Origin of the sequence: Flammeovirga aprica JL-4, from assembly GCF_012844305.1 — a bacterium.
Classification (GTDB): domain Bacteria; phylum Bacteroidota; class Bacteroidia; order Cytophagales; family Flammeovirgaceae; genus Flammeovirga; species Flammeovirga aprica.
On the sequence record NZ_JABANE010000012.1, the window covers coordinates 20,381 to 47,042 of the forward strand.

The following is a 26,662-nucleotide window of genomic DNA, read 5'->3' on the forward strand; positions in this document are numbered from 1 at the left end:
GGTACCTAAACTCTTTCGGTGATTACATTGTTATGACCAAATTTTAAAGTTGATAAACTTCATTAAGTTTTACTGTCAAAAAACAGCACAATAAATTCCTTAGAAAGCCTATATTTGTAGCCAATACAATTATTTAATTCATTATATCAAATAGAGATATGAGTTTAAAACTACGTCTTACCATAATGAACTTTTTACAGTTCTTTATTTGGGGAGCATGGTTGATTACTATCGGAGGCTACTGGTTCAAAACAAAACAGTGGTCCGGAACTGAATTCGGGGCTATCTTTTCCACAATGGGTATTGCATCCATATTTATGCCTGCCCTTACTGGCATCATCGCTGACAGATATATAAGTGCTGAAAAATTAATGGGTATGTTCCATATTATTGGAGCCGGAGTTTTATGTTACTTACCTCAAGTAAATGATCCTTCTACCTTCTTTGTAGTCATGCTGATCAATATGATTTTCTACATGCCTACCATTTCTTTATCAATTACAGTGGCTTACTCTGCCCTTCAGAAAGCAAACTTAGATATTGTAAAAGTCTACCCTCCTATCAGGGTTTGGAGTACAATTGGATTTATCGTAGCAATGTGGATGGTAAGTTTATTGAAAATAGAAACTTCACCAGCACAATTTTATGTGGCTGCAGCCGCCTCTCTCGGATTAGGACTTTACGCATTTACATTACCGAAGTGCGATATCAATAAAGGTGAAAATAATAAAACATGGATTGAAGCTCTAGGTTTAGATGCTTTCAAACTTTTCAAGCAGAGCAAAATGGCTTTGTTCTTTATCTTCTCAATGCTTTTGGGTGCTGCATTACAGCTAACCAACGCCTACGGAGATATTTTCTTACATGAATTCGACAGCAATCCTTTATTCGCTGACAGTATTGCGGTGCAATATCCAGCCATTATTATGTCGATTTCTCAAGTATCTGAAACCTTATTTATCTTGGCTATCCCATTTTTCTTAAAACGTTTTGGTATTAAAAATGTGATGCTGATGAGTATGTTTGCATGGGTGCTTCGTTTCGGTTTATTCGGTATCGGTGACCCAGGATCAGGTTTGGTATGGATTATCATTTCATGTATCGTATACGGTATGGCTTTCGATTTCTTCAATATCTCGGGTTCACTTTACGTAGAATCACAGACAGATGAAAAAATAAGAGCATCAGGTCAAGGTTTATTTATGATGATGACCAATGGTTTTGGTGCTGTGTTAGGTTCGGCAGTATCGGGTGTGATGATTGATCAGTTCTTTACAAGTGCTGATGGTGTAAGAGACTGGCCAAATATATGGTTTGCATTTGCAGCTTACTCTTTAGTGGTTGCTTTATTGTTTGCTGTATCTTTCAAGCATAAACACGATCCTCAAGAAGTGGAGAACTTCAAACACTAAAAAACAATCACCCTCTGGGGAATTAAATATATAATTATTTAAGGAAAACACTACTAGGTAAAATGATACTTAGTAGTGTTTTTGTTTAAAAAAATAATTACTTTTTCAAACAGTTTAATTTTAATTCAAAATTGTATAAAATAAGGTTAAACCAAAAAGTTCATGTTTTAAAAACATTTTATTGTACTCTCATAACAATCTGAATAAATATTTTTATCCTAAGTTTAAAAAACTAATTTTCGTTTTTATCTTCGATAAGTATCAATTTATCATAAACCCTTAAACAATAAATATGTCACGCTTTTTACACCTGATTCTATAAATCCCATACCCAACATAAGTTTCTTTTCACCTATTCTTGTTACCATAACAAAAAAATCACCCTGAATTTTATTTACTAACTCCATAGCATTAAAGAAAACTTATTACGAGGTACTACATTATATTGATTCTGTGTATAAAAAGAGACAGCTTTTCAATAATTTTATTGATACCGACCATCAAATTTGACCCAAAATAACAAAGTTCAACGAATCGAGAAAAGTAAAAAAAGTATTTAATTTTAATATACAAATGGTATTATATTCCAGAGTAAATAAAATTGACAAGAGCCTCTCAAGTATAACTAAGGCACTACTTAATAAAGAGTTAGTATACGCTTCTTTTAATGAAGATCTATTTTTATTTAGCTGTACAGATATGTTTTCAGCTAAATACAATATCACTAGGGATTATAGTCTTTACCTTTTTGATCTTTTCCCTATTGAATTAAACAAAGAATTAGAAAATGCAATCCTTAAGCGCAAAACTAGAGCAATTTTGGAATGTAAAATTCTAGCACCCGACAACAATATTTACTCCTCAAGTTTAGGAATATCTTTTATTAACAATAGAATTCAAATTGCTATTTATGATGACCCACAACTATGATATCATCCTAGTGGATGATGATGCTATTGCCAACCAAATCTCTAAAATCAATCTCCAAAGGTGTAACAAAAATGTCAGTATTCAAGAGTTTGACAAAAGCGTTAACTTCCTCAAGTTTCTGAGACAGAATCGTGAATCAAACAACATCTTACTTGACTTGGACATGCCTTTAGTCAGCGGATGGGATATTTTGGAAGAAATTGACATTGTAGGGTTAAGTGATGTATACAATATCATTGTACTGAGCACTTCAGACCTAGTACAAGATCGTATCCGCTCCAAATCATATGATTCTGTAAAAGCCTATATTTCAAAACCTTTAAATAAGAATAAAACACAGAAAATTTTCCAAATTTTTGAGAACTGCAGGAAAGATCTTCCTAATAAGAATGCTTCTTAATCGAATAAATTAAAATCAGCCTTTTATCCAAAATACTAGTGTCGCTTTATATTTTTTCAAAAATGAAATGAACTTATTTTTCCAATTTTTGAACAAATATTCCAATAGTTTCCTTTTCTGATCACTGATCTTTGTATCATATCAATTACTAAAAACACATTCTATTATGGAAACTATTACATTAAAGTCTGATCTTAAAAAACCTGTAGCATTACGTATCATCATGGTTTCTTTCTTACTGAAAGTATTTATTGCCTTTGGACTTTACTTTGCGATCAGTACTGGAAAATTGGAAATCCCAAATGCAAATCCACAGTATATTCTTTATACGGCAGGTATTTATGTAGTTAATTTAATTGGGTTAATCTACACGGCCCTAAATGGGAAACTCAACCTTTATAGAACGATCATACTATTTGATTTCATTGCTTCTATTCCTGCAAAAGCAATCATCGGATTTATAGTTGCAGGCTATTCTTTATTATTGAGTTTTCATCCTAAAGTGAAAGAGTTTATCAACTCAAAAGCATAGGCCGTAGGATTATTATTGAATAATAATGAAATTGTAAAATACTCAGGAGCCATAACTTCTGAGTTTTTCACTTTCAAAAATTATTCTCAATGAAACCAATTTTATTATTCGGCTTTTTAAGTGTCTTATTCTTCTCTTGTAATTCTGACAAAAACGAAGAGGAAGAGAAAGATATTTATGTTTCACATCAATTAGTCATAAGGCCACTCACTGAACATGTCTATCTGCATACCTCTTTTCTAGAAACTCAAAGTTATGGAAGAGTTCCATGCAATGGCATTGTAGTGATGGACGACGGCGAGGCTATAATTATTGACTCACCTACAACCGAAGAAAGCTCCATTGAACTATTAGATTGGTTAAAGAAAGAAAAAGTAAAGGTGAAAGGTGTTGTGCCTACTCATTTTCATGTAGACTGTGTTGCTGGATTAGAATACTTTCATAAAGAAAATATAAAATCATATGGTTCTCAACACACCGCACATCTTACTGACTCTATCCATTTTACAGCTCCAAAAATTGTATTTAAAGATACATTGACCCTAAACGTAGACGATCATAAAATACTTTTGAAATTTGAAGGAGCCGGTCATACGCATGACAATATTGTGGCTTACATCCCTTCTGATAAAGTGCTATTTGGAGGTTGTTTAGTGAAGGCAAAAGGATGGGGTAAAGGTAATCTTGAGGATGCTGATACTACTGAGTGGGCTAACTCTGTTATGAAAACAATGCTGGATTTTCCGGAGGTTGAAATAGTAGTACCTGGCCATGGTGGTGTCGGGGACATTTCACTTCTTGAAAACACGATCAAGATGTTTAAACAATAACGCTTTATTGTGATCTTTTATCAGAATTATCCTCTATTACTTTTTTATAATAATTATTCTCTTCAATCAAATCCTTTAATTTCTCCATCAGTTCTTTATGCTGTTTATGCAATTCATTCATCTCTATTTTACTTAAAAACAAATTGTCATGAAGACGATCGAAATAAGGCAATAGTTTTTTGTAAAGAATTTTCATATCCTTTTTAAGGATATAACCTGAGGCACCTGCCAAAATGGTATCAGCGGCCAATTCTTCGTCATGAATTTGTCCGGTAATAAAGATTAATGGAGCTCGGTATTTGCTCTTTTTCAAGAAATCCAAAACCTCTAAGCCTGAAAACCCATCCAAATGATAGTCACAAAATATTATATTAGGCAGAAAATCATAAAGTAGCTCTTTTATCTCCGAAAGATCATTTGACACTTTAAAAACTGCCAAAGGTACAATCTTCTGTATATTATATTTAATAAGACGGATATCTGCAGGATTATTCTCAATCAATAATACATTAATTTTCTCCTTTATCATTCTTTTTCTATTTTTAGAATAGATTATTCTGACAATAAATTTATTGAAAAGGGAATTAAATCAAACACTACGTATAGGAAAAGTAAAAAAATACGTTTATAAAATTACATATCACTAACTTTTACTAGCTTCCATTTTTTAATTATTGGATAAAAAAACGAATTGGAATTAGGGTAAAGCATTTAACTTGATGATGACAGAAAAGATAGACAAGAAATTAGATAAAGTATTAATTGTTGATGATTCTGCGGCTGACATTTTTATTATGAAAAGGGTCATCGATAGAGCCGAAGTTACGAATGAAATCGTTGTGAAACACGGTGTTAAAGAAGCACTTGATTATCTTTCTACTAAAGAAAATAATGAATATCCAAATCCTAATATCATCTTCCTTGACATCAATATGCCTAACAAAACAGGTTGGGATTTTCTGGACGAATATGAAACGCTGGACAAGGACATGAGAGCAGATGTGATCATCTGCATGGTTACTACCTCAAAAGATCCTTCTGAAAGAGAGCGAGCTAAAAAGTTTAATGTTGTCGGTGATTTCACAAACAAACCGTTGACCAAGGAAAAGATATTTGAAATCATCGAAGAAAATTTCTTGAATTAAAAGAGAATCAAAAACATATTTGTAAACAGAGCAACTCAGTTCTTTATAAGCTACCTACTACAGATCCTTCGCTATTGTAAAATAAATTTCACTTCCTTCATTCTCTTTAGATTTTATCCAAATTTCCCCACCATGCATATCAATGATTTTTTTACAAAAAGCTAATCCAATCCCACTACCCTCGTATTCTTCAGATCGGTGTATTTTGGTAAACATTTGGAATACAGATTCTAGATTGCTTTCGTGGATACCTATACCATTATCAGCAACACAAAACTGCCAGAAACCTCCCTTTTCTTCACAACTAATTTCAATTTTAGGGTTAGAATCAGGCTTCTGAAATTTAATAGCATTTGAAATGAGATTTTGGAAAAGCTGTTGAAGATATAATGAATGACAGTTTATTTCAGGTAAAGCTGTCTTTTGAATATTCACATGATTTTCTTTTATCAAGAAACTAAGGTCTCTTTCTACTAAACTTATTATAGATGAGATATTACAGTTTTGGAAATTTAATTCTCGACCTATTTTTGAATAAGATAAAAGACTATCAATCATAGTATGCATTCTTGATGATGCGTCTTCAATAAAAGTAAAATACACATTAAGGTCTTCATTTTTAGGGTCATGGTATTCCTCTTTTATAATATCAATGAAGCTGTCCATTGTACGAACAGGTTCATTTAAATTATGTGAGGCTATATATGCAAAGTGATTAAGTTCCTTATTTAAATGTTCTAATTGCTCTTTTTGGGCTGTAGTTTCATAAATAAAGTTATCTATTTTATCATTGAAAAATTTTATCATCACAAAAAGTAAAATCACAGCCATCGGCCCCATGACTACGGCCATTAACATTCGGGTTTTCTCATCCATCTGAATGGTAAAACTCGTTTGGTAGTTTTGATAGCCAATGATCATCATAATAATACAGACCACTAAGTAGAGGTAACTGAAATGGGGAGATTTTTCGGGTTTTATGAGATATGACAATGCTATTACCACAAAAAAGAACATTTCAACACCTACTCCGCTTCCTAAAAAAAGAAGGAAGTAAAAGATGCCTGAAATAAACCCAATCATCAAAAAATGCCTTGCTGCAGTAATTTTCCCTAGATATGAACAATACATACCAATAGGGTAGATCAAAAGAGGGAATAGAAAACCCCAACTTTTCTTCAAGATGGAAACATCAATGATATAGAAAGAAATGAAATAAAAAGGTACTGCACTAAACATGATTACCAAAAAAACATTCGTCAACTGAACTTTCGATTGTTCAGATTTCGACAAAGATGGATTCACTCCAAAGTGGAGAACTTTATTAATAATATGCATTTCAAATACCCTTGTTGGGTTAATTGATATAAGTTAGACTTGGATTTTCTGAAGGAGAATGAACTTTTCAATGAGATTTAAAACAATAAACTTTAATTGGTTAAACTTTTATCTCTTTTATTTTCTGTTGCATCTGATCCGCAATAGATTTCAGTTCTTCTGATGATAATTTTGCTTGAGGAAAAAGCTTTGAAACCCCTTCTTTACTTTTCAAAGCGACAAAAAGATGAAAACCATATCGTTTGCTCGTCATTTGATATAATAAGGGATCAATCATATTATCTACCCAACTTTCACTTTTTTCAATGATAGTCAGTGACTTTAAATCGGAAATTTCAAATTCAAAATCTTCTTTATATCCCAGACTTCTGTTTTTAACAATCACTTTGTCATGATCAATAACAATATCAGAATACCCATTTTTTGCTTTCAAAAGGTTCCATAAAGAAAGCAAAGAGGCAAATCCTCCAACTATAGTCAGTAAACTGTAAGAAAATTTAATATTCGTATTTAATCCATTTGCACCGTTAAAAAGATAAGCAAGAACAGAAGTAAATAGAACGGACAAACCTAAATAGATACCATTGGTAATTATATCTTTAGTACCCCATTTTATTGTAATTGTCGATGCCATCAGTTGAAAAAATTAAAGTCTTTATTAAAACAAACCCATCATCCGTTACATTATAAACTGATGATGGGTCTAAATATATTAAGTTTCAAGTGTTATTTCTAACAAACACTCCAAACAGTTTTTTAAACAATTACCAAGCTTCAATCAAATCCACTAATCTGAAATACACTTCTTTTGAAATAGTAGGGAAGTTGGCAATACGTACTTGAGTCGCTTTATTAGGACCATATCCAGTACTGACTTCCAAACCTTGCTCTGAAAGATACGCCATTAAATCTTTAGCGTCACGTCCTTCTTTTACTTCAATAACAATCACTGTTTTCGAACGAACTCTTTCTTCTTTTACAGCATAGTCCAAATCTTTATGAGCACCAACTGCGGCATAAAGTAACGAAGATTTGTAATCTGATTCACTTCTGATAATCTTCATTTCTCTGCGGATCATATCTTCACATACTTTACCTAAAGTATAGATGGCAATAGCATTAGGAGTAGCAGGTGTCATGTTTTTTGAAGCATTTTTCAACAACGTAAACATGTCATGGTAACCACCCATCAATCTTCCTTCTGCTTTCAGAGATTTGGCTCTGTCAACACATTTTTCGTTGAAGATCCAAACACCCAAACCTGCAGGGCAACCCATTCCTTTTTGAACAGAAAAATATAAACTATCGATTTTTGTAAAATCAATATCCAGATAAGGAATAGAAGAAACTGCGTCAATAGTAATCAAAGCATCAGGATTCTCTTCTCTGATTTTGTAAATATCTTCTACAGGAAACTGAACCCCTGTACTTGTCTCATTTTGAGTAATAGAGATCAAGTCTACATCTGCATCAATTTTATGATCTGCTTCAGAAAAACCTTCACCTAATGGTTTCTCGATTTTTTGAGTTTGATGTCCCCAAGCTTCCGCAAAAGCATGAAAACGTTCTGAAAAGGAGCCATTTACAAAATGAGCACTTTTTTTAGCAATGCAGTCCTGCGCTAGTCTTTCCCATACTTCTGTTGCCGAACCTGTGAAAACCACATGGTAATCTTCTGGTACGCCCAACATTTCTTTCACCTGCTTTACTGTAAAAGCAAAGATCTCTTGAAATGCACCACTACGGTGGGAGATGACAGCAACATTATCTTTTAAAGCTTGTTGAATATGCTGCTCTACAGTAAAATACAGCTCACTTGGTCCTGCTGTTAGATGAAACTTCTTCATATTTGTCTGTTTAGTTAGGTTTTAAGTACAAAGACAAGTACTTATGCCTCTTTTTTTTTCCAATCGGAAATGAGTAATTCGTTTGTATCAATATCCATTGAACACTTGAAGTGACCTTTTGGACATTTTTTATGACCGTGTATACCACAAGGTCTGCAATCGAGTTTTTCTTTGATTTCCACAATTCTCGAGTTGGAGGATAAAGGTCCAAAACCAAATTCTGGAATAGTAGAACAAAAAATGGCCGTGACAGGGGCGTTCATAGAAGAAGCCATATGCTGAGGAGCGGAATCATTGACATAATTCATCACTGCTCCTTTCATCAGTGCGGCAGACTGCAGAAAAGATAGCTTACCAGCCCAATTGCACAAATTACCTCGATCTACTTTTTCTACAATCTCATCACAAAGATCTCTGTCTCCAGGTCCTCCGATCAGAATAATAGCTGTATCTTCTGGCACCTTATTGATAAACTCTACCCATTTATCTTTGTGATGCTGTTTTGTGTACCATACAGAACTAGGACCCATTGTGACATATTTCCCTTCGAATTTGGCTTTATCATAATCAATTTCTCTAGGATATAATTTTGGTCCCACAAATTCAGCATCCGTTATATCTTCTATCAAAGACAAATAACGGCTCACTTCGTGATGTTCTCTTTCTCTCCCCACTCCCACTTCGTACGACTGCTTAATTGAAAAGAACGTACTAAAAGGATTTTTGTCGAAACCTGCAGTAGATTTTGCAGAAGACAAAAAAGTCATCAAGCCTGTGGAAAAAAAGCGTTGCAAATTGATCACACGATCATATTTACGGCGTCTTATTTCCGCAGCGACCTTCAGAAGGTTTTTATTTTTATCTACTTTCTTATTCCAAATAATAACTTCGTTGATATGAGGATTGTTTCTCAATAATCCTTCATTCCCATTTCTTACCACAAAATCGATAGACGACTCAGGGTAAAATTTTATCAACTTCTCCACAACGGCAGTTGCCATAATGACATCTCCGATAAATGCCGTTTGGATCACTAAGAATTTTTTCATGCCGTAAAAATCTCATTTCATAATGAATATTGCAATAAATGAAGTCTTAATCTGCAAAAAATATGGTCAGTTATCCTCTACAATAATTGTTCAATTATTAAGCTCAAAAAGAATAGGTTAATAATCAGCGTTATAAAACTTCTTTTTAAATCCTTTTTTACTCCCTATCTTCATACTTGATTTAGGTAAAAGTAAGTGCCCATTCATGAAATCATTCGAAGAGTTTAAAAGTCATTTCAAAGAAAATATTGCCGATCAGCTAGATCAGATTGAAGACAAAAGGTATTATATGCACAATAAACGTCTACAGTTTGGAGGCTTGACAATGCTGTTGATTTCCTTTGCTTTGATGCTGATGTATCTAGATCAGATAAACGAATACGGGGTATACTTTATGTGTATTTTCGCTCCACTTACTTCCATGAATTATTTTAAGAATAATTTCCATGATGACAGCATTGAAGTTGAATATAAGGAAGTGGTAGTCAGAGAAATGATCCGCTTTATGGACAACAGTTTAAGGTACTCTCCTCAAGGTTTCATTCCTCTAAAACAATGGATTGAAAGCGGTGTAAATCCTACAATACCTGACGATTACGATGGTGATGACTTAATTGAAGGCTCTATAGAAGGCACTTCACTTCAGATGTCGGAAGTAATGGTTCGTCATCTATTACCTCCGACAAAGAAATGGTATGTCAACAAAAAAAAGAAGCAGAAGGAAAAATACCAGAAAGAATTCCATGGCTTTTTCATGATCATTGAGCTCGACAACCCTCCTGATACAGATATTTATATTTTTGAAGATCATATTCAAAAGAACTGGGGACATGTAGGCCGGCTGATCGAGGAAAAAGACGACCGCTATGGAAGGTACATTCCAATTAAGGACCCTGAATTCAGAAAATTCTTTAAAGTATACGCCAATAACAGAGCTGCTGCAGAGAAATCGTTAAAAGATGATTTTATAAAAAGGCTCTATAAAATCAGAAAACATTTTAAAGCGAAGGTGAACTGCGTAATGAAGGGGGGAAAACTTTATGTTTTTCTTGATATCCGAAAAGAATTATTCAAGGTAGACACTACACATTCCCTCAAAAGGTCATTTATTCTAAAAGAGCTTTACCGTGATATGGAAATGATTTTGACAGTAGCACAGACACTCAATGATCCCATTCCTGAAGAAGCTCCTCCAACACAGATCAATAACAACTTTGGTGATTCTACTGAAGATGATCATGTTTATGATGACGCTCCTGTTCAAGATGAAGCAATTATACACGACAGTGAATCTTTCCTTGAAGAAGAAGAACAGTTTGGTGAAGACCCTGATGAAGAGTATGAAGAAGAGTTTGGTGAGGATTACACAGCCTCACAACAACAACTTTTCGGAGCCAGCAGTGACGGTGAAACCCCTCAATTCAATTTAGACGACTTTGAAAATGAGGATTATTATGAAGAGGATGACGACTAAACCTCATTTTATGTATGGCATCTCTTATTTTTTTCCGAAATTTGCACAATACGAAAGTATAAAAAGCCTCTCACCCTACTTTTCTTAGTTTATGAGGCTTTAAAATAAATTAGATCACAAGGAAAATGGACAGTAAAAGACAACATAAATTTTCTCGTTTAATCCAGAAAGATCTAGGCGAAATTTTTCAACAGAATTCAGTTTCTATGTTCGGAGGTGCTTTTATCTCTGTTACACACGTTGAAATTTCTCCTGACTTAGGTTTGGCGAAAGTATATTTAAGCTTTTTGTTAACGAAAGATCCTGAAGGAAAAGTTGAGGAGATTGAGGAACAAAATAAATCAATTCGTAACCTATTGGCACAACGTATCCGTCATCAGGCAAGAGTAATTCCTGAATTACGCTTCTACTATGACAATACTGCTGAGGAAGCAGAGAAAATTGATAAGTTATTTGAAAACATCGACATTCCTGAGAAAAAAGAGGATGACGATGATGACGATATCTACACACGTTAATTTTTGAAGAGCATGTTTGAGCGGCTTCACTGTTCAGACATGCTCTTTGTGTTGTAATCTCAATAGCAACACCTACTTTTTTTTGAATTTATAGGATATACTTAGCAGAAAATGCTGTCATTTTTTAAGATCAACGACCCCTTACGGTTAATCATTCTTTTGTTCCTTATGATCATCATCCGCCTTCCAATTTGGATGGGTGATATTCCTTTGCTTTCTGACGAAATTCATTGGTTTACACTGGGCGACAAACTTGCCGAAGGGAATAGTATGTATGTAGACGTGTGGGACAATATCGCCCCGCTGTCAGCAGGTTTTTACTGGGTGATCGCCTCTTTATTTGGCACATCACAAGCGATCTTTTTTGGTTTTGCTGCGTTTCTGACCTTAATACAATCCTATCTATTCAACTTGATGATGAACAGAAGTGAAGCCTATAAACAAAAAACGTTTATTCCGGGCCTTATGTATCTGCTCTTCTCCAACCTCAGCTACGATTTCATGACCCTTTCCCCAACACTCATCTCTCTGACCTTTCTCCTGTTTGGTTTGAGAAATTTACTGAGAATGGAAAGGACTGATGTCGAGCAAAGTATTTTAAATACGGGTATTTTCTTTGGATTAGCCTCTTTGGCTTATATGCCCTCCTTCTCTTTTCTTTTGATGGGTATTTTTGCATTAGCCACATTCAGGGTGTCCTCATTTAATAGGCTTTTCCTTGCCTTCGTAGGTTTTACAATTGTGTGGGGAAGTTATTTAGTATACCTGTACTATATTGACGGGCTAGAAGAGTTTGTAAACCTCTGCATGATTGCCATCCCAGATTTAAAGCATGACTTCCAATTGACATGGGAACAGATGCTGATGCTCGCTGTCATTCCTGCAGTGATTTTATTATTAGGAATGTTCAAAACCTTCAGCTACAATGCTTTCATTAATTCTCAGCAAAACATCCAACAACTGATGCTGATTTGGGTGATTACAGCCACTTTGAGTATTGTATTCTCTTCTTTCACTATTTCTTATCAACTGATTTTATACGTTCCCGCACTTAGCTTTTTCAGTGCTCATGAACTATTGATCATCCGTAAAAAACTATTAGCAGAAATCACTCTCTGGACGTATTCTCTATTGTTTTTAACCCTCATGATAGGAACAGCCTTCGATATTTTACCAAAGAAAATTGCATCTCCTTACCAAAATGCATGGGCTACAAACGTTCCCGACCTCAAAGAATATGGCGATAAATTACTTGTTTTCGGTATGGACTACAAGTACTATAAAGATCATAAACTCGCAACACCTTACCTTAATTATAATGTAAGCCGTCAATTCTTCAAGAAAATTGACAATTATGATGAAATCCGAACGATCTACAATGCTTTTGAAAAAGATATGCCTGATGTAATTGTAGATACTAATGGAGATGGACAAAAACTACTGGATTATATCACTATCATTCAGAAACAATATGAAAAAGTAGAACTTGAAAATGGTTTAATTATATTCTCAAAAATAAAATAGTCACATTTTATTTATCAAAGTAAAATACAATCAACCTTTTACTTCATATTAAAGTAATAAACAGCAGGAATTTAAACTACCATAACATCCTCATAAAGAGTAAAATACCCTTCTATTTCCACACTCTTCTTGATAAAAGTTTTTGATTGAAGAAACTAATTTTCGTTAGCTCAAATTGAGGGTTATTTCCTTTCAAATTCTATTCATTTTATCATAACAGTATTCTATTCTGTAATGCTAATTTCCTCAATTACTTCTCGTTTAAGAGAAGAAAATCACTCTTTTCATTTAGTATTCATATATAAATTCCTCATTCATTAATGATTTATCTTTATTGATTTAACGAATTATATATTACTTTGCACACAGTTTCTAAATAAGAACTCTCTTTTCACATTACGATCTAAATAATTTTAAAAAACCAATTAAATAATTCCAGCGAAATTTTTTTATCATCATACCTGTGAGGGAGAGGTAGATAATGGAAACCTAATAAAACTATATATTTCAAACACAACAATGAGAAATTTTCTATTACGCTCAATCTGTATTGCTACGTCAATACTGTTCGGGATTTCTTTGGCTTCTTATGCCTACACAGAAAAATACCGTCTTACACTAAGAGACAATCCAGCTACAACAATCACAATTGGATGGAACCAAGTTTCAGGCAGTAACCCAGTTGTTTACTATGGCACAACGGATTACGGCACTAATTACAGCTACTATTCAAACAGTAAAACAGTGGACAGATCCGTGTATTACAAAGGAATGAACAACCAATTTGCTCGTCTCACAGGACTAAAACCTAACACAGCGTACTACTTTGTAATTAGAGATAGTCAAGGTACAAGTAAGCGTTACTGGTTTAAAACTGCACCTTCCTCTTCTTCCGAGAAGCTTTCTTTCGTGGCAGGAGGTGATTCTAGAAACAACCGTACACCCCGTCAAAATGCCAATAGGATTGTGGCAAGACTTCGTCCTCATGCGGTATTATTTGGAGGTGATATGACATCTTCGGGTACAGAATCAGAATGGCAAGACTGGTTTGATGACTGGCAACTGACCATTGGCAGTGATGGACGAATGATTCCAATCATCGCCGCTCGTGGTAACCACGAAAGTTCTAACAGCATGGTTTACACCTTATTTGATACTCCATCAAGCGATGTTTATTATGCCATCACTTTCGGTACAGATCTTTTCAGAGCCTATACGCTTAATACTGAAATGTCAATCAGTGGTAATCAGACATCGTGGCTTGCTGATGACCTGGCTAGAAATTCCAATGTCACTTGGAAATCTGCTCAGTACCACAAACCAATGCGCCCGCATGTAAGCAGTAAGTCTGAAGGAAACACACAATACAGTAGCTGGGCCAATTTATTTTATCAGAACAATGTAAAGCTTGTAGTGGAATGTGATGCTCACACTGTAAAAACAACATGGCCAGTTAGACCATCTACAAGCAGTGGAAGCGATGAAGGTTTCGTTAGAGACGATGTAAATGGTACAGTATATACCGGTGAAGGATGTTGGGGTGCTCCTTTACGTTCTAACAACGATAACAAAGCGTGGACAAGAAACAGTGGTATGTTCAATCAAGTCAAATGGATATTCATTGAAAAATCAAAAATTGAAATCAGAACCATCAGAGTAGACAACGCCTATTACGTTGGCACTGTAAGTGATAATAATATTTTTACCGCACCATCTAACCTTGATATCTGGTCTCCATCAAATGGCTCAGTGGTCACTATCCGTAATGCTAATGCGGGCCTTCCTGATATTGGTTTGATTTCACCTGCTGATCAACAATACTACACTTCTCCACAAACTATTACGCTTAGTGCTTCAGCAAGTGACAGTGATGGTAGTATTTCTAGCGTTCGATTTTATATCAATGGAAATTACGTAGGACAAGATTACTCTACTCCTTACCAAGTAAATTATGCTATTCCTGCAGATGGAAATTATACATTTACTGCCATTGCAGAGGACAACGAGGGTAATTCTAAAACTTCTGAAACGAGAACATTTAATGTTGGCGTAGTTCAAAATACAATCAACGTCCGTATCAGTTCTGGAGATGATGACGTTGAAGAAAGCAGTGGAGGAACTATGTATACTAACAGTTCAGATATTGAACTTGTATACGACGGAAGTAATCAAACTGTCGGTTTACGTTTCCAAGATTTAGCTATTCCACAAGGTGCTACGATTAACACGGCCTACATTCAATTCACTACAGATGAAACGGGCGGGTCTTCTGGAACACTAACAATAAGAGCAGAAGATGTTAGTAATTCTTCAGCATTTAGTACTTCAAGCTACAATGTTTCTGGCAGGTCAAAAACATCAGCATCTGTCAATTGGTCTCCTTCAAGCTGGTCTTCTGTTGGTCAGTCAAGTACTTCTCAACGTACTCCAAATTTAAAAACATTAATACAAGAAGTCGTGGACCGCTCTGGATGGTCAAGTGGTAACAACATGACTTTTATCATTAATGGTAATGGGGAAAGAACTGCAGAAGCTTATGAAGGATCAAGTTCTAGTGCAGCACTTTTAACAGTAAGCTACACTTATGGTAATACAACTACTCCTCCGGACTTCCATACTCTTTCTATAAGTGCATCCAACGGCATTGTTTCAAAATCACCTAATCAAAACAGTTTTGAAGATGGAACAAATGTGACTTTATCTGCTACTCCAAATAACGGTTATGAATTTATTGGATGGTCAGGAAGTTTATCAGGAAGTCAAAATCCTGTTACGGTGACAATGAATGCTTACAAATCAATAACAGCCAACTTCAGAGCAATTGATAATGATACAGACCCTGTAGAAGTTACTATTTCAAAACGAGTAATTTCTAGTTATGATGATGCAGAAGAAGCTGAAAACGGTACAATGTACCTCAACAGTTCAGATTTGGAATTAGTTTATGATTCTCATAATTCTGCTGGTTATCAAAAAGTAGGCATCCGTTTCCAATCACTTAATATTCCAAATGGAGCAAATATCACGGGTGCTTATATTCAATTCACAGTCGATGAGAATATCAATAACTCTGGTACACTTAGCATTTATGCTCAAGACCAAAGTAATGCAGGTTATTTTTCTTCATCTAGTTATGATATTTCATACAGACCAAAAACATCTGCTTATGTCAACTGGAACCCATCAACTTGGTCAACAGTAGGTAGTTCTGGTTCAGCACAGAGAACTCCTGATCTAAAATCGTTGGTACAAGAAGTCGTTAACCGTTCAGCTTGGACAGCAGGTAATCCAATGGCATTCATTATTGAAGGATATGGCAGAAGAGTAGCAGAATCATATGATGGTTCATCGAGTACTGCACCATTACTTGTGGTTACCTATGAAAGTGTTCCAGGTTCAAATGCTAGAAAATTTGTAGAATTTGAAGAAGCGAAGGAGTTCATAGCTTATCCAAACCCAATGAGCCATATCTTAAACTTAGAGTTTGAAGCCATAATTCCAGGTCAGGTTCAAATCTCATTCTTTGATGCTTCAGGCAAACTTGTCAAAAATCATGGGGCAACAATTACAGTGGGGCACAATAAGGTCAAAGTGGTAACAGAAGGTTTGAAAGCAGGTACTTATACTGCTCAAATCATCGGGGCTGGAATTTCTAAAACTATCAAGTTGATAAAATAGAAATCACCATAATGTAATTCTCCATCTCTGAGGGAATCATTTCAAATGCTTTTCTCGGAGATAGTCATTGTTTTTTAAATAGACATATGAAATCGAAAATAAATATTTATATCGCTATAAGTGCTTTTTGTGTTTTCCTTGGAAGAGCAATACAGCACTTAGTTTGGGATGCTCCTTTTAGAACATTGCTTTGGGACGAACAATTATTGAAAGGCCCTGTGGAAAATATATTGGGTATTAATTGGTTTGATTACGTTACAAGTCCTATTGCTGACCAATGGATCAATGCTAGTGTTACTGCTTTTGGAATACTTTATCTATTGGCTGCTTCCTCTATCTTACTACTTCATAAAGGTGGTTTTTTCAAAAGCGTTAGCTTAAAACTTCAAATTGTCGGTGCAATAGGCCTTCTCTTTTTGGCTTTTTTATATTCAAAAGAAAAGTTCATGCAAATTGGACAATTGCTGGAATATTCAGCACAGTTTACAGCTCCTGTTTTTCTTTGGTATGTGATTTCTAATAAAGAAAAAGAGTTTCCAGTATTCTTTGCAAAATGTGTTATTGCTCTGACTTTTATTTGTCATGGATTATATGCGGTTGGCTTTTACCCAGTTCCTGGAAAATTTATTGATATGACCATCGCTACACTTGGGGTAACAGAAAATAGAGCAAAAGATTTATTATTAATAGCAGGCATCCTTGATTTTATTGTTGCCTTTGGGATATTCATTCCAAGAATTGCAAAACCAATGTTAGTATACATGATCATTTGGGGAGCATTGACATCTTTAGCAAGACTTACAGGACATTTCCATATTGACTTTCTTGGAAATACACTTTTACAATGGGTACCTGCAGTGATATTTAGAGCTCCACACTTTTTGCTTCCTCTTATAATTCTAACACATTTAAAAGAAACAAATGGAAAGCATTCTGTGGAGATCACAATACCAACACTAAATCGTAAAGTAGGTTTTGCAAATTCATAATTACCTAAGTACTGTGACAGAAGAGAAGGGATGATTTTAGTTTAATATTTTTTATTCTAATCAAGGCAGATTTGCAGAGCATAGCCTTAGTTACGCGATAAAAATCTAACGAAGAGTAGGATAAAAAAGATAAGATAAAGTGTACCTTTACTTTTGTCACAGTACTTAAGTACTAGGACAAAAGTAAACGAGTGCTTCTTGCACCATAGTTAAACTATGGGCAGGTGATAGGGCAACCTAATCAAAACTAAAGTCTTGAAGGTTAGCAACGTAGACAACACTTTAGCCTTGTTGTAGTCAATATCACTAGCCCATTACTTCAATCACGGTGCACGTTATTATTGTCCCATTCCTAAAACTTAACTACCTGTTTTACAAGTCAATTGCAAAAAACAGGTGGTTTTTTATTTAATGATATAACAAAACTTTTTTTTAATAGTATCATTTTCCTAATTTCTTCTTATTTCAAAATAATTCACTTTTTTCTTTGCCTAAAAAAATTCATTTGTATATTTGCACTACCAATAAACGTATTTTTTACATTTATATTTAATAAGACCAAACATTACCAATTTAAACACATGAAAAACATCCTTGAGAAGCTTTGGGATCAATATGTAGAAATCACACCTTCTGCAGCTAAGATCCAGTCCATTTTTGAGGACAAAGGCGAAAAAATCGAAAACGATCATATTGCTATTCGTACTTTCAACAATCCATTAGTGAATGTTGAGCGTCTCTCTGAACCTTTTATCCGTATGGGGTATGAAAAAAAAGGCGAATATATCTTTGAGGCCAAAAAACTAAAAGCGGCACACTTCCAACACCGTAGCGACAAAGACGCTCCTAAAATTTTCATTTCAGAATTACGCCTTGAGTTATGCAGTGAATTTCTGCAAGATGTAGCTGATTCTGTTATTGCAGCATCTGGAGTAGAAGATATGGAAATTGACCAATTGCTATTAAGTGGTTGTGTTTGGTCAAAGCCTTCTTATAAAATCTACCAGCGTCTTGTTGAAGAATCTGAATATGCTGGATGGATGTATGTATTTGGTTTCAGAGCGAATCACTTTACAATTCACTGCAATAAGCTGAATAATTTTGAAACACTAGAAGATGTAAATCAATTTTTAAAAGACAATGGTTTTAAGATGAATACATCTGGCGGAGAGATCAAAGGAAGCAAAGAACAACTACTAGAACAATCTAGTATTCTTGCTGATAAGGTAAAAATCGATTTCCAAGAAGGCGAATACGAAGTGCCATCTTGTTATTATGAATTCGCAAAAAGATACGAAGACAGTACAGGAGCACTTTTCGAAGGTTTTATCGCTTCATCTGCTGATAAAATATTTGAAAGCACAGATACCGTTCTTTCAAAATAAAACTCTCAATCAAAAAATATGAAACTTTCTAAAGTTATACGTTATACAATATTTCAACGACTATCGGACACCTTTTTCTAACCAATTCAGGATTATCTAGAACTTTTATTATTATACTAAGGAACTCTGCAATATTGTAGAGTTTCTTTTTTTATAGTGGTTGTGCAACATAAAACCACTATTTTTGTAAAAAATAGCTTATGAATTCAAGAAATATCATTCGGTTTGACTGGGCAATCAAGAGGCTCTTGAGAAATAAAGCAGATTATACTGTTTTAGAAGGTTTTTTGACTGAACTACTCAAAGAAAAAATTGAAATTGAGGATATTTTAGAGAGTGAGAGTAATCAAATTTCTGAAGAAGACAAATTCAACCGTGTAGATATCTTAGTCAAAAATTCAAAAGGGGAATTTGTAATCATTGAAATTCAAAATCAAAAAGAATATGATTACTTCCATAGGATGCTTTATGGAACATCAAAAGTCATTGCTGAATACTTAAAATTAGGTCAACCTTATAGAGATGTCAAAAAAGTTTATTCTGTAAATATTGTTTATTTTGATTTAGGACAAGGCGATGATTATGTTTACCATGGTAAAACTGATTTTCATGGAATTCATCAAAATGACAAACTTACATTATCCCCAAAACAGAAGGAATTACTAACTGACAAGTCCTACCCTTATCAGTTATTTCCTGAATTTTATGTCATCAAAGTAAATCAATTTGATAATCATGCTAAAGACACCTTAGATCAGTGGATCTATTATTTCAAAAATGATGATATAAAGGAAGAATTTACTGCTAAAGGTATAGGAGAGGCTAGAAAATTATGGAGAGTGGATCGTCTTTCTGAAGAGGAAAAGAAAAACTATGTTCGACATATGGAAAACCTAAGCTATAAAGCTAGCATTGAATGGACAATGAAAATTGATGCTGAAGATAAAGTCAGGAAAGATGAGAAAGTTCAAATTGCAAAATCGCTAAAAGAAAATGGAGCAGACATTGAACTAATAATGAAATCAACCGGACTCTCTAGAGATGAAATTGAAAATCTTTAATATGAAAAAGCCAGATTCCACATAACGATGAATCTGGCTTTTTCCTTTAACTGCATAATTTTTAGATGAAAAACATCCCTAAAATGCCTGCCACCATATAGTACTTTATAAAAGAACTTATCTTTCCATAATCTTTACTAGATACCGCCTTCACTAATTTGTAAATCATCATGAAGGCTGGAAGTGATAGAATAAAGAAATAATACTGTATGTAGGGTTCCTCCATTTCATAAACAATGACAAAAGAAATGGCAATGAACAAAGAGAACAAAAGGTAAATCAGCTTTTTGGTTTTTGCATCACCCCATATAATTGGTAACGTTTTACACCCAAATTTCACATCCCCTTCCTTGTCTTCTAAATCTTTGATAATCTCACGAATAAGCGACACGAAGAAAGAGAAAATTCCAAACTCGTATACAGCTCTATTGTGATCAGCAAAGTAAATATTAATCAAGAAAATGGAGAATGCTGTGATCGCTGCCACACTTACATTTCCTATAAAAGCTCTTCTTTTCAGTTCATTTGAATACAGCCAAAGCCAAAAGGAAGCGATAAAACACACAATTCCAACTTCTTTTGAGAGGTAAAACCCAATAAAAATACCCGTAAAATTAAATACGGTATGCGTTAGAATCGCTACCCTCCTTTTCATTACTTTACCTACCACCTGCTTGTTAGGTCGGTTGACAGCATCAATTTTTATATCATAATAATCATTGATGATATATCCGGAGGCTGCTATCAGTACTGTTGCCAAAGTCAACAACCAAAAAGAAACATCCTGTAAAAGGAATTTCCATTCGGTACTAGGACCTACCAAAAAGATCCTTCCCATCCATTGTGTGAACAATATGATAAGAAGGTTGTTGGCTCTGATAAGACTCAAAAAGTCTTTTATGTTGATAAAAAAAGTTTGTTCTGTTTGTGGTTTACTCATTCTATTAATGGGCTTCTAACCAATTTATACCTTTACCTACTTCCACTTCTAAAGGAACACCGATGTCGTAAGCACTTTCCATCATTTCCTTTATTTTGGAAGTCATTAATTCTAATTCATCGTTATGCACATCAAAGATCAATTCGTCATGCACTTGAAGTATCATTTTTGATTTTAAGTTCTGAGAATTCATCCATTCTTGAATCTCAATCATGGCTTTCTTGATGATATCAGCAGCAGTACCTTGAATTGGTGCATTAATAGCGTTTCGTTCCGCCATACCTCTCACCGTGAAGTTTCTAGAATTGATATCTCTTAAATATCTTCTTCTTCCCATCAATGTTTCTACATACTCATTATCTCTTGCTTTCGCAATCACATCGTCCATGTATTTTTTGATAGCAGGAAATTCCACAAAATAGTTATCAATCAACTCTTTTGCCTCACTTCTTGCAATATTCAATTGCTGAGAAAGTCCAAAAGCAGATACACCATAGATAATACCGAAGTTAGCCGTCTTTGCTCTTCTTCTCATTTCTGGCTCAACATCTGCTTCCGCTACTTTAAATACTTTTGCAGCAGTCGCTGTATGAATATCTCTTCCTTCCTTAAAGGCGTTGAGCATTTCTTCATCTTTACTGAAAGCCGCCATAATTCTCAATTCCACTTGAGAGTAATCCACGGCTACAAAAGTGTAGTTTTCATCTCTTGCCACAAAAGCTTTTCTGATCTCTCTACCTCTTGAAGTTTTAATTGGAATATTCTGCAAGTTTGGATCTGTTGAACTCAAACGACCTGTTGCGGCTACAGCTTGATTGTACGTTGTATGCACTCTACCATCTGCCTTGATAAGTTTAGGAAGAGCATCTACATAAGTACTTTTCAGCTTCGCCAGTTGTCTGAAATCTAAAATCTTCTCAACAATTTCATGCTGTTTCAAACCTTGAAGAATCTCTTCACCTGTAGCATATTGACCCGTTTTGGTCTTTTTTGGTTTATCTACCAACTTCATTTTTTCAAAAAGAATCACACCCAGCTGTTTTGGAGATGAAATTGTAAACTCCTCTCCCGCCAAGGCATAAATATCTTTTTCCAGCTGCTCTACTTCCTTCCCAATCTGTACAGAATATTGCTCCAATGAAGGTACGTCTAAATTAACACCTTCTTTTTCCATTTCTCTCAACGTCTCAAGCAATGGCATTTCAAGGTTTTCAAATAATTCTTTTAGACCTTTCTCCTCTAAAATTGGTAAGAACTGCTCTTTCAACTGAAGAGTAACATCCGCATCTTCACAAGCATATTCATATATTTCAGAAGCTGGCAAGTCTTTCATATTCTTCTGCTTCTTCCCTTTTTTGCCCAATACTGTTTCAATAGAAACTGGAATATAGTTGAGGTAAGTTTCAGAAAGGCTGTCCATACCATGACGTTTGTCTGGCTCAATTAAGTAGTGTGCCAACATGGTATCAAAGAAAGGACCTTTCACCTTTACTCCTGCCGTATCCATTACTTGCAAGTCATACTTCAGATTCTGGCCAATCTTAAGAATTGACTCATTTTCAAACAATGGTTTGAAGTGCTCTAACACTTTATCGGCTTCCTCTTTGTCTAAAGGTACAGGCACATAATAAGCTTCATCCTTTTGAGCAGAAAATGACATTCCTACGATTTGAGCTTCTAAAGCATCCAAAGAAGATGTTTCTGTATCAAAAGCAAATTCTTTTTGTTTTGAGAGGTAAGTAATCAATTCTTGATAACGCTCCTCTGTATCAATCATCCTGTAGTTTTTATCTACAGTACCAATTGAATCAGGCCCGCTCAACTCTTCCTCTTCAACAACTTCCTCTACTGTTTCAGTCTTTGCTGATGGTGCTGGAGCTCCAAATAATGATGCTTGTTCACCAGCTTTCACTACTTTTTTAGCAGGGGCAGGTTTCGCATCTGGGAATAATCGTCCTAATAATGTTTTGAATTCAAGGTCATTGAAAATCTTTACGATCTCTTCCTTGTTCGGTTCCTGTACTTTAAGTTTTTCTTCCTCAAAAGCAATTGGAACATCTATTTTAATTGTTGCTAACTCTTTTGAAAGAATCGCCTGTTCTTTGTTTCCTTCTACTCTTTCCTTCAGTTTCCCTTTTAATTCTGAAGAATGCTCAAGAATACCTTCTACTGTGCTGTATTGTTTCAACAATTTCACAGCCGTTTTAGGACCAACTCCTGGAATACCTGGGATATTATCCACCGCATCACCTTGAAGTCCTAGCAAGTCAATCACTTGGTCAATTCTATCCAAGTCAAATTTTTCCAGTACTTCTTTTTCTCCTAGAATCTCGATCCCCCCTTTAGTCGATGGTCTATACAAAAATGTATTTTCATCTACTAATTGAGCATAATCCTTATCGGGAGTCATCATAAAAGTCTGAAAACCTTGCTTTGACGCTTCTTTGGCCAATGTACCAATCACATCATCAGCTTCGTAACCTTCCACTTCTAATCTTGGGATATTAAAAGCATCCACAATTTTCTTTACGATGGGAATAGCAATAGAAATATCTTCCGGTGTTTCTTGTCTGTTGGCTTTGTACTCTTCAAACATCTCATGTCTGAAAGTTGGGCCCGGCAAATCAAATGAAACACCAATATGTGTAGGATTCTGCTTTTTAAGTATTTCCAATAAAGAGTTCACAAACCCCATTGGAGCACTTGTATTCACTCCTTTAGAATTGATACGCGGATTACGTATTAGGGCAAAATGGGCACGGAAAATAAGGGCCATGCCATCAAGCAGAAATAATTTCTTCATAATTTAGTTGGTCTTTAAGACACTCTATACAGTTTCTATTCTAAAAAATCATGTCATCAATCATAGAGGGAATCCTTCACCTGCACTTCATGATTTTGTAGTTATATCTTAATTTTTTTACGAATATACTAATCGGATTTCGAAGATTTATATTCTTGTTGTACGTTTGCAATAATATTTGCAATTCAATTGACAATTTGAGGCAGATGATGAATCAAAACCCTATTTTAATGAACTTTTGATTTTATGAAATTTCATAATAGACAAAATTCTGCTTTTAGGTTCACCGATTCATCTGTTCTATTTTGAACTTAAAAAAGTAAAGAGGTTTGGTAGGAGAAGCGATACAAAACTTACAACAGCAACTTTTATATGCTGGAAATTATAAATCACAGATTCAGGAAAACAGTACTGAATTGATCAAAGTCTTTAAAAAGTCTTTCTTTCCCACATTTGAGGTAGAAGACCTTTTAAAGTTTGTCAGTGAACACATTGTAAGTAAGCATATCCTCTCCATTTTAATTGAAAAAGAGCGTCAGGAAGAGGTCTTGAATGACTCTATTTATAATGCATTCGAAGAGCTGACTTCTAAAAGCATTGATAATGAACTGATTCAAAGAAGTTATCAATCCATTTCTGAAAACATCACTCATCTTTTAGTAGAACAAAATAATAAGGAAGCACTTTTCACGACTTTAATGGGTAGAGAAGAAGGTGAACCCTTACCTAATTATTTTCTTGGGATGTTCAGATCGCTAATGAAAAAGCATTTGAATAACTCGGGCACCAATGCTCAGTATTTATACCCTTCCTTTACTTTACCTCCTTTTCTTGATATTGAAGCAAAATCCAATACGATCGTTTGTTACGATTTACTCGCCTATTACTGGAGTGCCGTAATTATTCCTGCTAGCACCCGCTCTTTTGGCAATAGCTTATGTTTTGTCAATATCAAGCCTCAAGGACAAAAGCACTTGGATTTCATTGAAAGTGACAGTAACCTTAATAAACTGATCAACCTGAATAGAGATCCAGTACAAATTGTTTTCGGTACTATTCAACAGATGTCTCTTGGGAACAGAACAGCTCACAAAGATTGGGTAAATAAAGTCAAAAAGACATTCAGAAATGATTCTTACAGAAATCCAGTCTCTTACTGGTTTTTATGGGCAAAAGAAAGACTAGGCAATAATGGTATTTTAGTGATTAGAGGGGATCACTCTCTGGCGGCTGCTCCGGAGTACAAAAATTGGAGAAAAACCGTTTCAAATATTTGTCAAAGAGTCTATATTCAAGCCCAACAATATTCTTCGCAGGTGGTTTACTGCTTTATTTTCAGTAAAGAAGAAGAAAAAGAAGGTGTTTTTTATGCTCCGAGTTATCTAGAGGATTTTGCGCATGTCCATGAAGATTCTGACGATTGGATCACGTTATCTTCTGATGAGTATAAAAACTTCCTCTGCTTAATTTCAGACAAAGAAAAAAGCATCTTCAATCAGTCTTTGCCAACTTTGAACCTGAAGAATAGATCGTGGCATACAGATTTTAATAAGAAACAATTGATTGACAAAGTCAATCTTTATTATAAAAACCAACAGCAAAAAGAAACGCTAGGGTTAGATAAGAAAACGGTAGTAACGGATACGAATTTAAGTCGAATTTACGTCAAGCCGTTTTTAAAGAAATGGGCCTATGTTTCAAACAGAGATACTGATAACTGGGATACTTTACAGCACCATGGTTTTCAAATTGAAAATCCTACTTTTGCCCTATCCATGCATAAGGACTTAGGATTGGAAGTCACACCTTCAAATCAGGCACTTCTCTCTACTTATTATAGTAGAAACCAATTTTCAACAATATTGCCGTTGAATATTTATAAAGAAGATCATTCTTACAGCAGCAACATCAGTGACTGGGCGTTGGATCGTTTCAAGCAATATTACGTTTCGAGGCTTCCAAAAGTAGAATTAAACAATTCGGTTGGGTCAATTCAAGAGTTGCTTGTAAGTGAAATCAAAATAATTGAAAGATATACCAACAGACTTCCTGTCCTTCATAAATTCACTAAACAACTTTCTGATTTAGCAGAAGATAAAGAGAACAACCTAGAGGATGTCACTAAACTTTTACATCAGTTGACTCAAAAAATGCATCAGCTTTTTAGAGGATCAACGGAGAAAAAAGTGATGATGCAGGAGATCAATAAGTCTTCCAAAAAAATAATCAACACCATCGGTGAATTAGAGAAAGGAAAAATAGAAAATGAAACTAAAGTGAAAGCTTTGTCCAAAGAGAACATTTTCTATTACTGCTTTGCTATTCTAAATCATCCTTTATATCAAAATGATTTTGAAAAAGAACTGAAAGCATTACCTCCTAGAATTCCATTATTAAATGATTTCTGGACTTGGTCTAAAATGGGTAAAGAGATCTTCTTGTCTGGCACCACTTCTATTGATGTCATTCACTTCACTTTCAATGAAATAACAGAAGAAAGTGAAGATACGGACATTAACATCAATAATACACAGAAAATCAGTGGACTAACGGATGAACAAAAAACAGGAGAATGGGATAAACAAAAGGTTTTCCAACTCATACTTCAAGAGTATAGAGAAAGAAAACCTCTCAATAAAGATTTGCAAAAATACTATAAGTCTGAAATAGCGATCATCAATAGATTAGACCTATTGAAAAGTATTCAACTTCAAGCGCAGTACTACTTGAAAGTAAAAAACACTCTACCAGATCAGCTATTTGAAAATTCAGGGCAAAAGTTTCGATTAAAACGTAGAAATTAACGG

The 26,662-nt window shown here is 34.7% G+C and carries 20 protein-coding genes; 13 read left to right on the plus strand and 7 right to left on the minus strand.

Features of this window, described 5'->3' with window-relative positions:
* Positions 1–158 precede the first annotated feature (158 nt).
* From HHU12_RS06200 to bla, 4 genes are all read left to right on the plus strand, one after another.
* Complete coding sequence (locus HHU12_RS06200) at positions 159–1,412, plus strand: nucleoside permease (RefSeq protein WP_169655888.1); 1,254 nt, start codon at positions 159–161, stop codon at positions 1,410–1,412.
* Positions 1,413–2,322: 910 nt separating this feature from the next.
* Entirely contained in the window at positions 2,323–2,742 is a 420-nt protein-coding gene (locus HHU12_RS06205) for a response regulator (RefSeq protein ID WP_169655889.1), read from the plus strand.
* A 166-nt stretch (positions 2,743–2,908) separates the two neighbouring features.
* Positions 2,909–3,274 (plus strand): hypothetical protein, encoded by a 366-nt coding sequence (locus HHU12_RS06210; RefSeq protein ID WP_169655890.1) that lies wholly within the window; start codon positions 2,909–2,911, stop codon positions 3,272–3,274.
* Positions 3,275–3,363: 89 nt separating this feature from the next.
* Entirely contained in the window at positions 3,364–4,104 is a 741-nt protein-coding gene (bla, locus tag HHU12_RS06215; protein ID WP_169655891.1) for a subclass B1 metallo-beta-lactamase, read from the plus strand.
* Positions 4,105–4,108: 4 nt separating this feature from the next.
* Here the strand turns inward: bla and HHU12_RS06220 are convergent, their stop codons facing one another.
* Positions 4,109–4,633, minus strand: coding sequence for a response regulator (locus tag HHU12_RS06220; protein ID WP_169655892.1), 525 nt, complete (start codon positions 4,631–4,633; stop codon positions 4,109–4,111).
* Between the two features lie 193 nt (positions 4,634–4,826).
* On the opposite strand from HHU12_RS06220, the gene HHU12_RS06225 reads away from it, so the two are divergent.
* Positions 4,827–5,249: a response regulator gene (locus HHU12_RS06225; RefSeq protein ID WP_169655893.1), complete on the plus strand. Its 423-nt coding sequence runs from the start codon at positions 4,827–4,829 to the stop codon at positions 5,247–5,249.
* Between the two features lie 57 nt (positions 5,250–5,306).
* On the opposite strand, the gene HHU12_RS06230 is transcribed toward HHU12_RS06225, so the two are convergent.
* The 4 genes from HHU12_RS06230 to HHU12_RS06245 all read right to left on the minus strand — a co-directional run bounded on the left by HHU12_RS06230 (position 5,307) and on the right by HHU12_RS06245 (position 9,483).
* Positions 5,307–6,587, minus strand: coding sequence for an ATP-binding protein (locus tag HHU12_RS06230; RefSeq protein WP_169655894.1), 1,281 nt, complete (start codon positions 6,585–6,587; stop codon positions 5,307–5,309).
* Between the two features lie 100 nt (positions 6,588–6,687).
* Complete coding sequence (locus HHU12_RS06235) at positions 6,688–7,221, minus strand: hypothetical protein (protein WP_169655895.1); 534 nt, start codon at positions 7,219–7,221, stop codon at positions 6,688–6,690.
* Between the two features lie 130 nt (positions 7,222–7,351).
* Complete coding sequence (locus tag HHU12_RS06240; RefSeq protein ID WP_169655896.1) at positions 7,352–8,434, minus strand: aminotransferase class V-fold PLP-dependent enzyme; 1,083 nt, start codon at positions 8,432–8,434, stop codon at positions 7,352–7,354.
* 41 nt (positions 8,435–8,475) lie between these two features.
* Positions 8,476–9,483, minus strand: coding sequence for a glycosyltransferase family 9 protein (locus HHU12_RS06245; RefSeq protein WP_169655897.1), 1,008 nt, complete (start codon positions 9,481–9,483; stop codon positions 8,476–8,478).
* 205 nt (positions 9,484–9,688) lie between these two features.
* Here HHU12_RS06245 and HHU12_RS06250 point away from each other — a divergent pair, with 205 nt between their 5' ends.
* The 7 genes from HHU12_RS06250 to HHU12_RS06280 all read left to right on the plus strand — a co-directional run bounded on the left by HHU12_RS06250 (position 9,689) and on the right by HHU12_RS06280 (position 20,112).
* Positions 9,689–10,957 (plus strand): DUF3137 domain-containing protein, encoded by a 1,269-nt coding sequence (locus tag HHU12_RS06250; protein WP_169655898.1) that lies wholly within the window; start codon positions 9,689–9,691, stop codon positions 10,955–10,957.
* A 125-nt stretch (positions 10,958–11,082) separates the two neighbouring features.
* The gene (gene rbfA, locus HHU12_RS06255) at positions 11,083–11,475 is read left to right on the plus strand and encodes a 30S ribosome-binding factor RbfA (protein WP_169655899.1); all 393 of its coding nucleotides are present in this window, start codon (positions 11,083–11,085) and stop codon (positions 11,473–11,475) included.
* A gap of 168 nt (positions 11,476–11,643) precedes the next feature.
* On the plus strand, positions 11,644–12,999 hold the full coding sequence (locus HHU12_RS06260; protein ID WP_169655900.1) for a hypothetical protein: 1,356 nt from the start codon (positions 11,644–11,646) through the stop codon (positions 12,997–12,999).
* Between the two features lie 519 nt (positions 13,000–13,518).
* Positions 13,519–16,677: an Ig-like domain-containing protein gene (locus HHU12_RS06265; RefSeq protein ID WP_169655901.1), complete on the plus strand. Its 3,159-nt coding sequence runs from the start codon at positions 13,519–13,521 to the stop codon at positions 16,675–16,677.
* Positions 16,678–16,763: 86 nt separating this feature from the next.
* Entirely contained in the window at positions 16,764–17,666 is a 903-nt protein-coding gene (locus HHU12_RS06270) for a hypothetical protein (RefSeq protein ID WP_169655902.1), read from the plus strand.
* A gap of 581 nt (positions 17,667–18,247) precedes the next feature.
* Complete coding sequence (locus tag HHU12_RS06275; protein ID WP_169655903.1) at positions 18,248–19,051, plus strand: DUF1338 domain-containing protein; 804 nt, start codon at positions 18,248–18,250, stop codon at positions 19,049–19,051.
* Positions 19,052–19,251: 200 nt separating this feature from the next.
* Positions 19,252–20,112: an Rpn family recombination-promoting nuclease/putative transposase gene (locus tag HHU12_RS06280; RefSeq protein WP_169655904.1), complete on the plus strand. Its 861-nt coding sequence runs from the start codon at positions 19,252–19,254 to the stop codon at positions 20,110–20,112.
* 61 nt (positions 20,113–20,173) lie between these two features.
* Here HHU12_RS06280 and HHU12_RS06285 read toward each other — a convergent pair whose 3' ends face one another.
* Positions 20,174–21,052 (minus strand): geranylgeranylglycerol-phosphate geranylgeranyltransferase, encoded by an 879-nt coding sequence (locus HHU12_RS06285; protein ID WP_169655905.1) that lies wholly within the window; start codon positions 21,050–21,052, stop codon positions 20,174–20,176.
* Between the two features lie 4 nt (positions 21,053–21,056).
* The gene (gene polA / locus HHU12_RS06290; protein ID WP_169655906.1) at positions 21,057–23,855 is read right to left on the minus strand and encodes a DNA polymerase I; all 2,799 of its coding nucleotides are present in this window, start codon (positions 23,853–23,855) and stop codon (positions 21,057–21,059) included.
* 329 nt (positions 23,856–24,184) lie between these two features.
* Here polA and HHU12_RS06295 point away from each other — a divergent pair, with 329 nt between their 5' ends.
* Complete coding sequence (locus HHU12_RS06295) at positions 24,185–26,659, plus strand: type ISP restriction/modification enzyme (protein WP_169655907.1); 2,475 nt, start codon at positions 24,185–24,187, stop codon at positions 26,657–26,659.
* Positions 26,660–26,662: the final 3 nt, after the last annotated feature.

Excerpts from the sequence above, each read along its gene's own strand:
- HHU12_RS06200 (WP_169655888.1), top strand. The coding sequence starts at position 159 with ATGAGTTTAAAACTACGTCTTACCATAATGAACTTTTTACAGTTCTTT.
- HHU12_RS06205 (WP_169655889.1), top strand. The coding sequence starts at position 2,323 with ATGATGACCCACAACTATGATATCATCCTAGTGGATGATGATGCTATT.
- HHU12_RS06210 (WP_169655890.1), top strand. The coding sequence starts at position 2,909 with ATGGAAACTATTACATTAAAGTCTGATCTTAAAAAACCTGTAGCATTA.
- bla (WP_169655891.1), top strand. The coding sequence starts at position 3,364 with ATGAAACCAATTTTATTATTCGGCTTTTTAAGTGTCTTATTCTTCTCT.
- HHU12_RS06220 (WP_169655892.1), bottom strand. The coding sequence starts at position 4,633 with ATGATAAAGGAGAAAATTAATGTATTATTGATTGAGAATAATCCTGCA.
- HHU12_RS06225 (WP_169655893.1), top strand. The coding sequence starts at position 4,827 with ATGACAGAAAAGATAGACAAGAAATTAGATAAAGTATTAATTGTTGAT.
- HHU12_RS06230 (WP_169655894.1), bottom strand. The coding sequence starts at position 6,587 with ATGCATATTATTAATAAAGTTCTCCACTTTGGAGTGAATCCATCTTTG.
- HHU12_RS06235 (WP_169655895.1), bottom strand. The coding sequence starts at position 7,221 with ATGGCATCGACAATTACAATAAAATGGGGTACTAAAGATATAATTACC.
- HHU12_RS06240 (WP_169655896.1), bottom strand. The coding sequence starts at position 8,434 with ATGAAGAAGTTTCATCTAACAGCAGGACCAAGTGAGCTGTATTTTACT.
- HHU12_RS06245 (WP_169655897.1), bottom strand. The coding sequence starts at position 9,483 with ATGAAAAAATTCTTAGTGATCCAAACGGCATTTATCGGAGATGTCATT.
- HHU12_RS06250 (WP_169655898.1), top strand. The coding sequence starts at position 9,689 with ATGAAATCATTCGAAGAGTTTAAAAGTCATTTCAAAGAAAATATTGCC.
- rbfA (WP_169655899.1), top strand. The coding sequence starts at position 11,083 with ATGGACAGTAAAAGACAACATAAATTTTCTCGTTTAATCCAGAAAGAT.
- HHU12_RS06260 (WP_169655900.1), top strand. The coding sequence starts at position 11,644 with ATGATCATCATCCGCCTTCCAATTTGGATGGGTGATATTCCTTTGCTT.
- HHU12_RS06265 (WP_169655901.1), top strand. The coding sequence starts at position 13,519 with ATGAGAAATTTTCTATTACGCTCAATCTGTATTGCTACGTCAATACTG.
- HHU12_RS06270 (WP_169655902.1), top strand. The coding sequence starts at position 16,764 with ATGAAATCGAAAATAAATATTTATATCGCTATAAGTGCTTTTTGTGTT.
- HHU12_RS06275 (WP_169655903.1), top strand. The coding sequence starts at position 18,248 with ATGAAAAACATCCTTGAGAAGCTTTGGGATCAATATGTAGAAATCACA.
- HHU12_RS06280 (WP_169655904.1), top strand. The coding sequence starts at position 19,252 with ATGAATTCAAGAAATATCATTCGGTTTGACTGGGCAATCAAGAGGCTC.
- HHU12_RS06285 (WP_169655905.1), bottom strand. The coding sequence starts at position 21,052 with ATGAGTAAACCACAAACAGAACAAACTTTTTTTATCAACATAAAAGAC.
- polA (WP_169655906.1), bottom strand. The coding sequence starts at position 23,855 with ATGAAGAAATTATTTCTGCTTGATGGCATGGCCCTTATTTTCCGTGCC.